The organism is Peredibacter sp. HCB2-198, from assembly GCF_045999315.1.
Lineage (GTDB): Bacteria > Bdellovibrionota > Bacteriovoracia > Bacteriovoracales > Bacteriovoracaceae > Peredibacter.
In genome coordinates, this window is the sequence record NZ_CP174607.1 from 1,453,685 (window position 1) to 1,468,580 (window position 14,896).

A 14,896-nucleotide genomic window follows, 5' to 3' on the forward strand; every position below is an offset into this window, starting at 1 on the left:
TACCCTATGAAAAAACTTTAGGTTAAACAGTCGTTCTATAATATTAAGAGAATCCTAAAAAAAGTCGATAACCTATTGGAACCTTTTTAAATTTAGCTTAGGTAACCCAATGAGTAACAGTATACCTGTCATAAAATTTTTATTTACCTCCGAATTCAGAGTTTTGAATGAAACTCTACAGGCCCAGCCGGGCCAGGAGGTCGAGGAATTTAATACTGTTAATGACTTGGCCACTTTTGTATCAACTGTCTCGGCTGGTCTGATTATTTCTTCTCTTCGAGATAAAAATGATCTGGTTCAAATAGCGTCTTTCATGAAGACGGTGAAAAAGGTCGCCAAAGATACGGCCCTGAAAATAGTGGTGATTAACTTTTCCGGTGATAAACAATTTGAAAAGGCCATTGCGAAACTTGGAATTCAAGATCTGGTAGAACCGGCGATTAATGCAAAAGCTTTTAAATTCAAACTCGATTTTTGGATGAAGTCACTTAATGCCCAAATTAAGAACAGTCCGAATGCGAATGCACAAAAAAATGCCAAGTCTGCCGAAGCTGCAAAGGCCCTGGATAAGAAGATCATTGATAACAGTGCCCCGTCATGGGTCGAACCGCTGGACTTGGAAGATGATATTTGGCTCATCAATAATGATAGTGACTGTAAAAAAATTCTTTCAAAGTGGTTAATCAAAGTTGTTGGTCCAGGACCCTATGTCGGTCAATGGAACGATGTTCAAAATAATCTTTGGCGTTTTGAAATTAAGGCGGCCGAGAGAGAACTCTATGTCCCGGGTAATGGTCACTGGTATTTTCATGGTGACTCAAAACCCGATTTCGTGTGGAAAGAGAACGTTTGGTTAATTACTGGTGATAGCTTTGATCTTTTCTACAAAGATGGGGACAAAATTTTTTCCCGTTTAAAGTGTAAGGACAAGTCTTTTACTGTCTGTAAAAACTCTCTCTATGCTAAGACAAAAGAGCAAATCATTACGGAGAGTTTTGATAAGGACATGGTCTTTCGTAAAGAGGCGGAGGCCATTCATGACCTTGAAGGGAAGGGTAAGGCAGAGTCTCTCGGAGGAGGCCCACTTTCTGGTAAGAACAAGACCTCTCATTTAAACCACAATCCTCTCTCTGGAGAAATAAATCCAGAGGACCAACTTCTCAATACAGATCCACTTACTCAAAATGTTTCAACCGATAAGCAATCTTCTTTCTGGAAAGGCAAAAATACCTATGAGAAAGAAAGTGGAGATGGTTTTGGTGCAGGCTCGGGCGGAGTTCATGAAGGGCAGAATTTAGAGCAGGAAAATAAAAAGAACGAACATCAGAAGTACTATAAGAATCACAATGAGGCCGAAAAGTATGATGCTAGTTCAGGACCTCTCACAGGCAAATCTTCAACGGATGAAATTGATGGTCATTATGCAAATGACCCCGAAAGAAAAACTAAACAGGACAGATCTCATTCTCAAGATGACCTTTCGGGGAAGTCTGAAACAGACAAATTAAAATCTCATTATGGAAGTAAAGAGAGTCGGACCGGAAAAAGGGCTGAAGAAAATAAGACCCGAACTAATATGGCAGATGTTGGAGGGAGCACAACTGGTAAGGGTGCTTTTGCGGCCACGAAAGATGCCGCAGAGAAGGGCTCCGGTCATTACGCTCAAACAGACTCTTCAGATCCCTATGAATCTTTATTTGGAAAAAGCAAAGATCGGAAAGAGACCCCCGCCGCTAAAAAAACAGAAAGAAAAGTGGATGCTGATTATACCAATTTTTCCGAAGACGAATTAAGACCCTCAGTTGATGAAAGACAAAGGTCATCTGCGGCCGAAATCGTTTCGCTTAATGATTATCGAAGTGAAAAACTCAATGTTGCCCTGGAAGAGAAATATGATCCTGAATTAGAAGAGGCCACTGCAGATGCCAAGGTCTTTTCAGAAATGTTCTTCAATCAAAAAAAGATAGAGTGTCGATTTGATGATTTCTATGATGAAACCATCATTTTTACCACAACGGATTCAGGTCTCTCGGCAAATGCAAAAGTCGATGTGGATATGTCGTTTAATTACTTAAATCAAAATACAGAAGTAAAGATTAAAGGTGACGTCATTACAGTTGAAGATGATGGCGAAGGCAATAATTATGTCACCGTTCAACTGTCTAAAGATACGGTAGAAAATTTTGATAAATTCATGCGTCTCTATAAACTTCGTCAGGAGAACGTGAATTCATTTATTAAAAGAGTGAAGGGTCTGTAATGGAACGTTTTGATGGAAATGTCATACTGGTTGTGGACATTGACCGAGTGTACGGCACACAGCTTACTGAAGTACTGGCGCTACAAGGGGCGAGAAGCTTCTTTGCTTGTAGTCTGGCCGAGGCCAAAGAACTTTTGGCCCAGTTTGATTTTGATATTGTGATTTGTAATTACTATTTGGCCGATGGAATTATTTTTCAATTAATAGATTGGTGTGAAAAGAACATAGAAACACTTCCCATTTTTACGGCCATGGGAAATCCACTTCCAGGAGAAATTGGTCTTCTTCATAAGCAATCTATCGCAGACGTGTTCTCTAAAGGAGACCGGACGCGCATGCTGAATGGTCTTTCAAATCTTTTGTTCGATTTTAAAGAGTTCCATGGGCGACTGCAGGAGATGATTCACCCGAATGAAGTCATGATTGAATTGAAAGTTAAATCGGAAAGAATGTTCGTTCGTCCCATCGAGATCGCGGACGACAGTATCTATTTGCTTATGAAGCAAGAGTTCCAACCTGGCATGTTTGGTATTATGAATTTCTCTCTCTGTGAGAACAAAGACATTCAGCATCTTGTGATTCCTGGTTTTTTCGCCGGAAGATTTGGTGGCGGCCAGCAGTTTAAGATCAATAGAACTTATCAAGGACATTGGAAGATATTTTTGGACCATATGCAGGAAAAGCAAATGAATATTACAAACTTTTTGAAAAAAGCGGCGGGAAATTAGCATGGACAAGAAAGACATTTTCCGCGAGTTTCTTGAAAAGAATGAAGTTCTGATTGTGGATAAAAATCCTGGATCAAGAAATCGTCTTTTAAAGACCATGTTTGATTTGGGTGCTAAAAGGCACATGATTCATACTGCCGGACATCTGTCTGAGGCCGAAGAAATTATTAATTCAAAAAAAATTGGCGTCGTCCTTTCCGATTACTTCATCGGAGGAGGATCGGGATTTGATTTATTTAAAGTGATTCGGGCCAAGGAGCCCCACAATAAAGAACTATGTTTGATCCTGGTAACGGCCAATATTTCTCAAACGGCAGTGGCCAAAGCGGCCGAAGAGGATGTTGATTCATTTATTATTAAACCCTATACCATTCAGAGTATTCAAGAGAACTTGATTTCCACTGTCTCTGCGAAAGTTAGACCTTCTGATTATGTAGCAAAAATTGAAGAAGGTAAGGGACATTTAAATACGGGCAACTATGAGGCCGCCGAACGTTCTCTGAAAGAAGCGTGTGCGCTTCATCAGAAACCGGCACTGGCCCTGTTTTATTTGGGACAACTGGAATATCTCCGTAATCATATCAATGAGGCACAAGGTTCTTATGCTCAAGGGCTAACATTTAATAATATTCACTATAAGTGCCTCGTGGGACTCTATGAAATCTTCATGCGCGAAGATAAATATACTGAGGCCTATCAGATCGTAAAAAAAATCGCGAAGTACTTTCCTGCCAATCCTGATCGTTTGATGCAAATTGTTCGACTGGCCATTAGAACTGGTAACTTCCAAGACATGCAAAGCTATTATGAGATTTTTACTTCTTTAGACGAGCGTGCTGAATCCATGGTGAATTATATTGGTGCAGGGATGTATATTGCGGGTAAGTATAATCTTCTTAATAACAATGCCGAATTGGCCCTATTATTTTTCGACAATATAGCCATCTCATGTTCGGAATTTACAAAATTCACTCGGGCCATCATTTCAGTATTGGTTGAGCATAATATGGGTGCAGAGGCGGAAAAATATCTTAACCGTTTCCCATCAAGCGCCAAAGAACATGAAGATTTTTTAATTAGTAAGTTCCTTATCACTACTCAGAAATCAAATGATAACGGGGCCATCATTCGCATGGGCCTTGAAATTTATAATCGTAACATCCGTGACTATGCTTGCCTTCAGGCCCTGATTAGGGCCATGAAAAAGAACGGCTATAAAGATGAGAAGATGGCGCCCTATAAAGCTGAACTCGAGGCCTTGTTTCCAGACAGGGCCCCGGTATTGGCTTAACCAATCCTTTTACTCAAGCTTCTTAATATTATCTTACCTCTCACTCTCACCATTTACGAACTCTCACTGATTTGATCTCCTGATAAATACCAATCAAGGAGAATAAGATGTTGAACTGGAAAGGATTCCTGGCGGCCTCTCTGTTAATTTCAGGAAGCGCATTTGCCACTGATGGCATGATCGTGAGATTTGATCTTACGAATTCAATGAAGACGTTTCTAAGGGCCAATGAATTCGATATCACTGGTGTGAACTATAACACAAATGAGATCGAGGCCCTACTAACACCTGAAGAGTTAAAGATCATTGAATCGCAAAAGGCCAATATCAAGTTTTCTTTCCCTCAAAAACTGTCTTTAAGTCCGGACTCTGAATATAAGAATCCAAATGAGATCGAAGATTTTATTCATGCGATTCATGCGAAATATCCTGAGATCACCGAAGTTAAATCCATTGGTAAATCTTTAGAGGGACGAGACATCTGGGCCATCAAAATTTCCGATAATGCAGATATAGACGAGCATGAACCGGTTTTCTTCGTGAATGGTATGCACCATGCGCGTGAGGTGATGACTCCGGAAATTACGACGGACATGGTAGAATACTTAACATCTAACTATGGAAAGAACGCCGAAGTTACTTCATGGGTGAATAACTCAGAAATCTGGGTCATTCCTATGCTTAATGTCGATGGAAATAATAAGATGTGGACTGAAGATTCGATGTGGAGAAAGAACACTCGTAATGGCTTTGGAGTAGATATCAATCGCAATTACCCTACCGGATGGAACTCCTGTAGTGGTTCAAGCAGTAATACTTATGCCCAAGATTACCGAGGAGCTGGACCGGGTTCTGAACCAGAGACCCAAGCGATGATGAATTTTGTGGCGGCTATAAAACCTGTTTTCAGTATCTCTTATCACTCTTATTCAGAAATCGTTCTTTACCCTTATGGCTGTCGTCCTAAGAAAACTCCTACGGAAGAAGCTGTTGAATCAATTGGTGCAGAAATTGCGAAGAAGCTTGATTATAAACCCGGCACTCCTTGGGAGCTTCTTTACAACGCTGACGGTGGAGATATTGATTGGATGTACGTAGAACATCAAGTCATCCCTTATGTGATTGAAGTCAACAGTACGTTCGCAGGATTTCATCCAAACTATGCTCGTTGGAGAGATAAGACGGTCCTCCGAAATCGTCCAGGCTGGATGCACTTATTAAATAAGCTTCAAGGACCGGGCCTTCAAGGTGTCGTAGGAGTAGGTGATTATCATGTGATTAAGATTATGAAAGCGGGAGAGACCAAGGTTTCTCAAACTTATAAAATTAATCCGGACGGTAGTTATTATGTGATTTTAAAACCGGGAACTTATGATGTTTCATTCGAAGGAAGAAAAACTCAGAAGTTCACCGGCGTAGATGTAAAAGCGAAAAGAAGTTTTAATCTTTAATGTCTTTGAGGGCCTCTTCGAGGCCCTCTTTAATTTCTTTATAGTCCTCAGGTACAACTTCCAATAAAAATTTTTTCTGTGGGTAGCAAGCGATGGCGATGCCTTCAGAACATTTTCCAAGACAGCCGCTACGAAAGACCTTCATTTCGCCTTTATGTTCTTCTTTGGCCCATTTTTTTAACTTATCGGTCAGTTCTTTTGCACCTTTGGCCGCACAGTTGTCGTCACCGCTATCACGTGAGTGATTGCAGATGAAGACTTCTATTTCGGTTTTCATTTTTTCTTTTTTCATAGATTCCCGCTTACGATTTTATCAAGCAGTTCACCCTCAAGCATCACCACTGCAGGTTTTGGCCTTCCACCATCCGGCCAGTGACTGGTGAGTTTCTCGGCAGATTCACTGTATTCTCCCGGGTGCTGAACTGATAAGAAGAGTGTCTTATAGTCTGGTGAAAAGCAAGGCCCGGTGAATTCAGCATCAATAGGAGCTGAGGCGACACGGATAACTTGGCCTTGATGCGGACCGCTTCTTAAGAAAACAAATAGACCGTTATTTCCATAGCCCTTATAAGGACCTTTATCAATCACGTCACCTGACATATCGGTTGTAAACCAAAGGTTCCCCTTTGGATCGAAGACCATGTTGTCTGGACAAGCAAAGTGATGAGTCGGTCCTCCAGCGAGGAATACTTCGTGTTTAAAAGTTAATGAACCTGGATCATTGTTGTCTTCCATGATCTTCAAGATTGATCCGTAGAAGTTATTGCGCTTTTTATTGTTAGTAAGAGTTACTAGAACGTTTCCAGTAAGCGGATCGAATTCAATATCCTCTGGGCGATCGAGTGGAGTCGCTCCAACAAGTTTGGCCGCTTCCCGAGCGTAAATGAGCACATCTGTTTGGGTCTTGAATGTTTTCTTTAAGATTGGCTGATCATCAATATCAAGAGAGATCCATTGACCTTTCTCAAGACTGGCAACGTACAATTTACCTTTATCTAGAGAGTTATCACTGTCTGAGATGAATTTATAGAAGTGCTCATCAGCGTGATCATCACCTGTATAAGCAACGATTTTGCCATTCTTGGCCTTTGTTACGGCCGCACATTCATGGGCACAGCGGCCCATAGAAGTATGTTTTTTGGCCTTACCAGTTAGAGGTTCAATTTCTACCACCCATCCATAGTGCTCAGGTGGCATTGGATAGAATTTCTCCCACCCAAGCCAGCTTTCAGTTGTTTTGCCATCACGATGGCGCTCACCCCAGAACATGTCATAGTTTTCTTCACAAGTAAGAAACGTGCCCCAAGGAGTTTTGCCTCCAGCACAGTTACCCATTGTTCCTGTTGCAATAGCTGCACCTTTTACTTTGGCCCCGGCTGCGAATGGAATTTTGGTATTGGCATCTAAACGACGGTTGTAAGGAGAGTTATTAATCACAGTCCATTGCCCGTCGACTTTCTTTACTTCCAGTAAACTTCCGCCGACCTCAGTTTTTTCGCGATCAATGTTAGCCTTTGTACGAGCATCAAATGTCGGAGAAACATACTCGTGATTCACCCAAAGAATCCCGTGGTTTTCTTTTAATGGGTGAAAAGCGATGAAATCGTTATTGAAGCCAAACTTTTCAGTTTTATTGATGGCGTCTCCATAACGAATAAGAATTTTATAATTTAGACCTTCAGCAGTTAGTAGCTTGTCTTCAAGTGAAGGGGCCAAGCCTGGAAGCTTTGATGAAGAAGAGAATGGTGAAGTGGTTGAGCATCCTGGAAGTGTTGCTAGTACACCTGAGACACCCAGGAATTGGAGGAAATCACGTCTGTTCATTGGGACCTTCTTTCTGGGAAAATTTTTAGAATATGATAATATAGAGTCGTATGAAATACCATTTACCACTCGTACTTTATGATCCCGAATGTCCACTTTGTGTGAGATTTAAGCAAGGATTAGAGTATTTAGATAAAAGTCTAAATTTTGTCTCGGTGCGAGAGGACGAGGTCTATACAAATTTTCCCGAGCTTTCCAGACAAGATTGCATTTCTAAGGTCCATCTTATCACTGTGGATAAAAAGATTTTAATGGGTCCAGAAGTGGTGGATTATCTGGTTAAAACTCTTCCAGGAGTTTCAAAACTAAGTTGGCTTCTTGATAATGAACAAGGGCAGAAAGTTAAAAATTATTTTTACGAGAAAGTAGAGGAACTCCGCGAGCTCACACACAAAAAACAAGAAGAGTGTGATCAGTGCCCGCGGAGGAAATAGTTTAGAAGAGTTTAGAAGCGATTTGCTGAATTGCTGTTGCTTTACCCATCGAGTAGAAGTGAAGGCAAGGTGCTTTATGCTTGATCAGTTCTTTTGCCTGAGCAATGGACCATTCAATGCCCACATTTTTTACTTCGTCATCTGATTTACATTTATCAATAGCATCAATCAGCTCATCCGGCATATCAATGTAGAAGTTTCTTGGAAGATTTGAGATCTGCGACTTCGCCGTAATGGGCTTTAGTCCTGGAATGATAGGAACAGTGATCCCTTCTGCGCGACACTTCTCTTCAAACTCAAAAAACTTTTTATTATCAAAAAACATCTGTGTCACGATGTAGTCAGCGCCATTGGCGATTTTTTGCTTAAGGTACTTCAAATCAGTTTTAAGATTCGGTGATTCAAAATGCTTCTCTGGGTATCCGGCCACTCCAATACAAAATTTTGTTGGAGTCGGGTTCTGAAGTTCATCAGAAAGGTAGTGGCCTCTATTCATAGAATCAATTTGAGAAACTAATTCATCAGCGAACTTGTGTCCGCCATGAGTTGGCTCAAAGTTTTTCTGGCCCTTAATACAGTCTCCACGAAGAGCTAGTACGTTATCAATACCAAGAAAGTTAAGATCAATCAGAGCGTACTCGGTTTCTTCTTTCGTGAAACCGCCACAGATGATGTGAGGAACTGTATCAACATCATACTTATGCATTAGGGCCGCACAAATTGAAACGGTTCCCGGACGCTTACGGATAGATTTTTGCTCTAGAAGACCATTAGGCATCTTTTTATAAACAAACTCCTCACGATGATAAGTCACGTCGATGAATTTAGGTTTGAACTCCATTAAAGGAGCAATGTTGTCGAAAAGTTTCTGAATACTTTCACCAGTACTCGGAGGCAGAATCTCAAATGAGAAGAGTGTGCCTTTCGATTGCTTAATGTGATCTGTTACCTTTGCCATAATTACCTTTTAAAACAAGTTGGCCGACAGCCATCTTTCCATATCAGTTAATGAAATATCTTTTCTTTTTGCGTAGTCTTCTAATTGATCTCTGCCAATTTTACCAACGTTAAAGTAGCGAGACTCGGGATGAGCAAAGTACCAGCCACTCACAGATGAAGGTGGAACCATCGCCATTGAATCTGTAAGAGATACTCCAATGGTCTTCTGAATATCTAGCATGCGGAAGAGAGTTTTCTTTTCCAAATGGTCCGGACAAGCAGCGTAACCCGGGGCCGGACGAATACCTTGATACTTTTCACGAATGAGTTCTTCGTTGCTTAGAGATTCGGTCGGAACATATCCCCAGTATTCTTTTCTTATTTTGAGGTGAAGATATTCAGCAAATGCCTCGGCAAGGCGGTCGGCAAGCGCCTTCACCATGATTTGGTTATAATCGTCCTGGTCCTTTTCATATTTCTTAGAGAGTTCATCCAGACCAATTCCTGTTGTGACACAGAAACCACCTACGTAATCCACTTTGCCGGATTCTTTCGGAGCAACGAAGTCTGCAAGACATGGGTTAGGAGAAGTCATCTCTTCCATTTGGCGTTGAGTACGAAGCATATGAAGTGTTTCATAGACTTTGTTTTCATTTCCAACTTGAAGCACTTTTTGGTGCTTTCCGTGTTTTTCACAGGTCCACTCGTGAACCTTATCTTCGACAGCATAAACCTGGATATCATCACCAATTGAATTGGCAGGGAACAGTCCAAAAACAGCTTTTGCTTTAAGCGACTTATTTCTAACAATCTCTTTAAGAAGCGCCTGAGCATCGTTAAAGAGTTTTTTCGCCTCAGCTCCAACATCAGCGTCATCAAAGATCTTCGGATAAGCACCACGAAGACGCCAAGTCATGAAGAACGGGGTCCAATCAATGTATGGAACTAAATCAGCAATTGAAACATCGTCTAAAACAGTGAGGCCAAGTTTAATTGGCCTTCTGATTTCAGTCCTGTCCCAATCAATCTTTACTTTGTTCTTACGAGCATCTTCCAAAGAAAGGAACTTTTCCTCTTTTTGAGAGGCAGCGTGAGTGGCACGCATTTTTTCATATTCTTTTTTCTGATCAGCATGAACAGTGGCCTTAGAGTTTTCGTTTAAAAACTTCTCAACCACTGGTACTGCTCGAGAAGCGTCCGCTACGTGGATGATTGAACCCTGATAGTGAGGATCAATTTTTACGGCCGTGTGAACACGAGAAGTCGTGGCACCCCCAATAAGCAGAGGAAGTTTAAATTCTCTTCTCTGCATCTCTCTTGCCACATGAACCATCTCATCCAGAGAAGGTGTAATAAGCCCGGAGAGACCAATCATATCAACATCGTGTTTCTTTGCCTCATCCAGGATCTTTTCACAAGGAACCATCACACCCAGATCAATCACTTCATAGTTATTACAACCAAGAACAACTCCCACGATATTTTTACCGATATCATGAACGTCGCCTTTAACAGTGGCGATAAGGATTTTTCCGGCACGCTTAACTGCCTGGCCAGATTTTTCGGCCTCGATATAAGGCTGAAGATACGCCACGGCCTTCTTCATTACTCGCGCAGATTTTACAACTTGAGGCAGGAACATTTTCCCTTCGCCGAAAAGATCACCCACCACACCCATTCCGGCCATAAGTGGACCTTCAATAACATCTAGCGGGCGAGAAACTTTTTGTCTTACTTCTTCAGTATCGGCCTCAATATGATCCACGATCCCTTTAATGAGAGCGTGTTCAAGGCGCTTTTCTACAGGAAGACTTCTCCAAGCATCGTCTTTCTTATCGGCCTTACCTTGGCTTTTTACCTGGCCCGCAAATTCAATTAATCTTTCTGTGGCATCTGGACGGCGATTAAAAATGACGTCTTCAACATGCTCCAAGAGGTCTTTTGGAATGTCACTGTAAACGGGCAGGGCACCAGCATTAACAATTCCCATGTCCATGCCAACTTTGATTGCGTGGTAAAGGAAGGCCGAGTGCATGGCCTCACGAACAATATTATTTCCTCGGAATGAGAAAGAGAGGTTAGAAACACCACCGCTTACTTTACAGTAAGGAAGGTTCTTCTTGATCCATTCGGTGGCGCGTATGAAATCAATGGCATAGTTATTATGCTCTTCCATTCCAGTCGCGACCGTCAGAATGTTTGGATCGAATATAATATCTTCTGGGGCAAATTTCACAGTTTCAGTGAGAATTTTGTACGCTCGAGAACAGATTTCGATTCTGCGCTCGTAGTTATCTGCCTGGCCCTTTTCATCAAAGGCCATGACCACAACTGCAGCACCATACTTTCTCACTAGACGGGCATGTTCAATGAATTTTGCTTCGCCTTCTTTAAGCGAGATTGAATTAACAATCGCTTTACCTTGAATACGTTTTAATCCCGCTTCTATCACACTCCATTTTGATGAGTCGATCATGATCGGAACTTTACAGATGTCTGGTTCAGAGGCCACAAGATTCAAGAAATTCACCATCACGGCCTCGGAATCAATCATTCCTTCGTCCATGTTGATATCAATGACCTGAGCGCCGTTTTCAACTTGTTCGCGTGCCACCTTTAGAGCGGCCTCGTAGTTCTTATCAAGAATAAGTTTTTTAAAGGCAATGGAACCAGTGAGGTTGGTTCTTTCACCGATGTTTAAGAAGTTTGAACCTTGGAAAACTTTTAAAGGTTCTAATCCAGAAAGTTTTTGAGTGTGATCAAGTTTAGGAAGTAAACGAGGAGTTGCCTCGACTGCCGCTTCGGCAATGGCCTTAATATGTTCATGAGTTGTCCCACAACAACCACCGATGATGTTCACCCATTTATTATTGAACCACTCCTTGAGAGTGCTTGCCATGTGAGATGGAGTTTCATCATACTGACCAAATTCATTAGGAAGACCAGCATTTGGATAAACTGAGATGTGGAACGGAGATTCTTTAGCGAGAATCTCAATGTATGGTCGCATAAGTTCCGCGCCTAGAGCACAGTTGATACCAATTGAGAGAAGAGGGTAGTGAGAAACAGAATAAAGGAAGGCCTCAATGGTTTGACCAGAAAGTGTTCTTCCTGAAGCATCAGTGATTGTTCCCGAAACCATCACTGGGAGAGGTTTCTTGTTTTCTTTTTCAAAGTAGTCCGCAATGGCAAAGAGAGCGGCCTTGCAGTTAAGTGTATCAAAAACTGTTTCAACCAGAAGGATGTCGACGCCACCTTCTACCAGATACTTTGTTTGCTCATAGTAGTTTTTTACGAGTTCATCGAAGTCCACAGCGCGGAAGCCTGGATTATTTACATCTGGAGAAAGGGAAGCGGTTTTTGTTGTTGGGCCAATTGATCCCGCCACAAAGCGAGGCTTGCTAGGATTTTTCTTGGTGTATTCGTCAGCACATTTGCGTGCAATCTTCGCTGCTTCCAGGTTAAGCTCAGGAACAAGATCTTCCATGTGATAGTCAGACATGGAAATACGAGTACAACTGAATGTATTGGTTTCGATAATATCAGCGCCGCTTTCTAGATACTTCTTGTGAATCTCTTCAATCACATTCGGTTTAGTAAGAACGAGAAGATCGTTGTTACCTTTTAGGGGATGTTTCCAATCTTTGAAACGCTCACCACGGTAGTCTTCATCCTGAAGTTTGTATTTTTGGATCATGGTACCCATGGCACCATCAAGAATGAGCACGCGCTCTTTCAGAAGATTTTCTAAAGTCATTTCCGGAACCTCAATGTTGAATACTCTAGTGTATATTTTATTTAGTAAAAAAGTCAAGAAAAACTCTAGTGATTTTAGCTAGTTAAAATATATTTAGGACATCCCTTATTAATCCGATAAGCACCATTATGAAGGCTTTTAACCTCATCGGTTTTTATTTAATTTTAGGTATTTCCATGGCCCAAGCCCAATATGGGAATCCTAACTATTCGCTTCAGAATAGAAAGCGCCAACCGCCTCCTCCTTGTGTCGATGAGAAGTTTGTTCTTCATGCTGAAATGATTCCTCTTAATTTTGAGAGTGGGCGAAGTACTGTTGGTGAAGATCAAATTGAACCTGTGAAAAGCAAACTGACTTCTTATCTAACTTCCCATGAGATTGAGCTTGTGACCGATGTCATCGTAACTACGAGTTCATCCAAGGCCCCCTTTTACACAACCGTGAACGGCAAGAAGGTGCTTGATCCTCAGAGTAATGAGAAGAGTTTATCTCTTGCTAAAGAGCGCGCCACTTTTGCTGAAAAAGTATTGGCCCCTCTTAAAACTTCTTATCCAAAAATCAATTTTCAAATTGAAGCAGAATTAGCTGGTCCTGATTTTTCTCCTACTGATTTGAATGATCGCTTCGTAACAAAAATGACTGCTGGTTATGGTGAAAGAGTGGAAGCACTTTTTCAAAGATATAAAACTTCTTTTACGGATCAGGGTGTTGTTCAATCATCTTACGACTTATTAGATGAGCAGAAATTTGGAAATCTCTTTCTTGTGAAATTTAAGCCTTTTCATGGAATTAGAATGGTGATTAAGGGCCACAAGCGCGAACTCGTGAAATGCATTGAGAATAAAGAGAAGATCACTCCTAAACCTGGCGCTTCTAAGCAATAACCATTAGATAAAATCCAGAGATAAAAAACGCGAATGCTACAACCAGGTACATGTTGGGCAATCGTCTGTGATAGAGGCATTCAAGTAGTGACACCCACACTGGGCCAGTAATAGCAATCGCAGTGAGAGTTCCAACGTGTGCATACTTTAAGGCCGCTAGATAAAGAGTGAGAGATAAAAAGCAACCACAAATGGCGGAGCCAACCAGCAGAGAGATTTCTCTTTTCCTTAGAATGGTAAGATCTTTGGCAATGTTAATGTAGCTTTTTGGACTTAAAATTAAAAATCCAAATAAAGCACCAATACAACGAATAACATTCACTTGAAAAGTTTCAAGAGACGGGTCCAATTCGTATGCCTCACGTGTAAGCATGACTCCAATCGCATCGAGAGTAATTCCCAGAAATGCCCAAACAAAACTTTTAAGGTCCCAGGAGCCAGTGAGTTTGTTTCGCTCTAGCATGAAAATAAAGATACAAAAAATCATGCAGATCACGGCAAGGGTTTGATTGAGAGAGAAAAGTTGGCCTAAAAAGAAATAACCATAGAGGCCAAGCATTAAGGGTTGAAAACTATAAAGAACTAAGGAACGGGCCGGACCCAATGTTGTAAAAGCACGGAACAGAAAAATGTCACCAAAACACAGACCGGTGAATCCACTAAAAACCAATAAAGCAATTCCATAATTACTGACTGGTGCCATTTGATTTGTGACTGCCATGGCAACTAAAAAGGCCAAAAAGGCGACAAAGACCTTGATTTGATTGATCCACATGGAAGAAAAGCGTTTAGCATAGATTGAAAACACCATACTCGACGTGGAGTAGGTGAGATTTGCGCCAATCGCCAGAGCATAGACTTCCAGAGAACTCAAATGTTTGCCTTTGTTAACTTCTTAGAGTGATTCTAGTATACTAGCTCTCGAGGTGAAAAACATGAGTACAAATGAAGATTGGAAAAATAAATTAACACCTGAACAGTTCAGCGTTTGTCGTCTTGGTGCGACTGAATCTCCCTTTTCTGGGAAATATAATAAGCATTATGAAAAAGGCACCTATGTTTGTGTGGCCTGTGGTCAGGAGCTATTTGGTTCTGAGACCAAGTTTGATTCTGGTACCGGTTGGCCAAGTTTTTCCGATGTCAGAAATAACAAAAATGTAACTTTAAAAGATGACTATTCTTACAATATGCACCGAGTGGAAGTTCTTTGCTCGAAGTGTGGTTCGCATTTAGGACACGTTTTTCCTGATGGTCCGGGACCAACTCATCAAAGATATTGTATCAACTCTGTTGCGCTTGATTTTGTACCGTCGAATAGTTCAAAATAG

The 14,896-nt window shown here is 41.3% G+C and carries 12 protein-coding genes; 7 read left to right on the forward strand and 5 right to left on the reverse strand.

What is annotated here, in order from left to right; all coding sequences use genetic code 11:
• The first annotated feature begins 109 nt into the window (after positions 1–109).
• The 4 genes from ACJVC5_RS07350 to ACJVC5_RS07365 all read left to right on the forward strand — a co-directional run bounded on the left by ACJVC5_RS07350 (position 110) and on the right by ACJVC5_RS07365 (position 5,730).
• Positions 110–2,260, forward strand: a complete 2,151-nt coding sequence (locus ACJVC5_RS07350; RefSeq protein WP_408098721.1) for a hypothetical protein — start codon at positions 110–112, stop codon at positions 2,258–2,260.
• Complete coding sequence (locus tag ACJVC5_RS07355) at positions 2,260–2,988, forward strand: hypothetical protein (RefSeq protein WP_408098722.1); 729 nt, start codon at positions 2,260–2,262, stop codon at positions 2,986–2,988. Before ACJVC5_RS07350 ends, ACJVC5_RS07355 begins: the two co-directional genes overlap by 1 nt.
• Position 2,989: 1 nt before the next feature.
• Positions 2,990–4,279: a response regulator gene (locus ACJVC5_RS07360; RefSeq protein WP_408098723.1), complete on the forward strand. Its 1,290-nt coding sequence runs from the start codon at positions 2,990–2,992 to the stop codon at positions 4,277–4,279.
• A 107-nt stretch (positions 4,280–4,386) separates the two neighbouring features.
• Entirely contained in the window at positions 4,387–5,730 is a 1,344-nt protein-coding gene (locus ACJVC5_RS07365; protein WP_408098724.1) for a M14 family metallopeptidase, read from the forward strand.
• Here the strand turns inward: ACJVC5_RS07365 and ACJVC5_RS07370 are convergent.
• Positions 5,720–6,022: a (2Fe-2S) ferredoxin domain-containing protein gene (locus ACJVC5_RS07370; protein WP_408098725.1), complete on the reverse strand. Its 303-nt coding sequence runs from the start codon at positions 6,020–6,022 to the stop codon at positions 5,720–5,722. The two genes, ACJVC5_RS07365 and ACJVC5_RS07370, sit on opposite strands and share 11 nt — an antisense overlap.
• Positions 6,019–7,554, reverse strand: coding sequence for a PhoX family protein (locus ACJVC5_RS07375; protein ID WP_408098726.1), 1,536 nt, complete (start codon positions 7,552–7,554; stop codon positions 6,019–6,021). The genes ACJVC5_RS07370 and ACJVC5_RS07375 overlap by 4 nt, the downstream gene beginning before the upstream one ends.
• 50 nt (positions 7,555–7,604) lie before the next feature.
• Here ACJVC5_RS07375 and ACJVC5_RS07380 point away from each other — a divergent pair, with 50 nt between their 5' ends.
• Entirely contained in the window at positions 7,605–7,988 is a 384-nt protein-coding gene (locus ACJVC5_RS07380) for a thiol-disulfide oxidoreductase DCC family protein (protein WP_408098727.1), read from the forward strand.
• Between the two features lies 1 nt (position 7,989).
• Here the strand turns inward: ACJVC5_RS07380 and metF are convergent, their stop codons facing one another.
• Positions 7,990–8,946, reverse strand: coding sequence for a methylenetetrahydrofolate reductase [NAD(P)H] (gene metF, locus ACJVC5_RS07385; RefSeq protein ID WP_408098728.1), 957 nt, complete (start codon positions 8,944–8,946; stop codon positions 7,990–7,992).
• 9 nt (positions 8,947–8,955) lie between these two features.
• Complete coding sequence (gene metH, locus ACJVC5_RS07390) at positions 8,956–12,684, reverse strand: methionine synthase (RefSeq protein ID WP_408098729.1); 3,729 nt, start codon at positions 12,682–12,684, stop codon at positions 8,956–8,958.
• A gap of 128 nt (positions 12,685–12,812) precedes the next feature.
• On the opposite strand from metH, the gene ACJVC5_RS07395 reads away from it, so the two are divergent.
• The gene (locus tag ACJVC5_RS07395; RefSeq protein WP_408098730.1) at positions 12,813–13,568 is read left to right on the forward strand and encodes a hypothetical protein; all 756 of its coding nucleotides are present in this window, start codon (positions 12,813–12,815) and stop codon (positions 13,566–13,568) included.
• On the opposite strand, the gene ACJVC5_RS07400 is transcribed toward ACJVC5_RS07395, so the two are convergent.
• On the reverse strand, positions 13,558–14,442 hold the full coding sequence (locus tag ACJVC5_RS07400) for an EamA family transporter (protein ID WP_408098731.1): 885 nt from the start codon (positions 14,440–14,442) through the stop codon (positions 13,558–13,560). The genes ACJVC5_RS07395 and ACJVC5_RS07400 overlap by 11 nt on opposite strands.
• Before the next feature lie 61 nt (positions 14,443–14,503).
• On the opposite strand from ACJVC5_RS07400, the gene msrB reads away from it, so the two are divergent.
• Positions 14,504–14,896 carry a peptide-methionine (R)-S-oxide reductase MsrB gene (gene msrB / locus ACJVC5_RS07405; RefSeq protein WP_408098732.1) on the forward strand — a complete coding sequence of 131 codons (393 nt, stop codon included), beginning with the start codon at positions 14,504–14,506 and terminating at the stop codon, positions 14,894–14,896.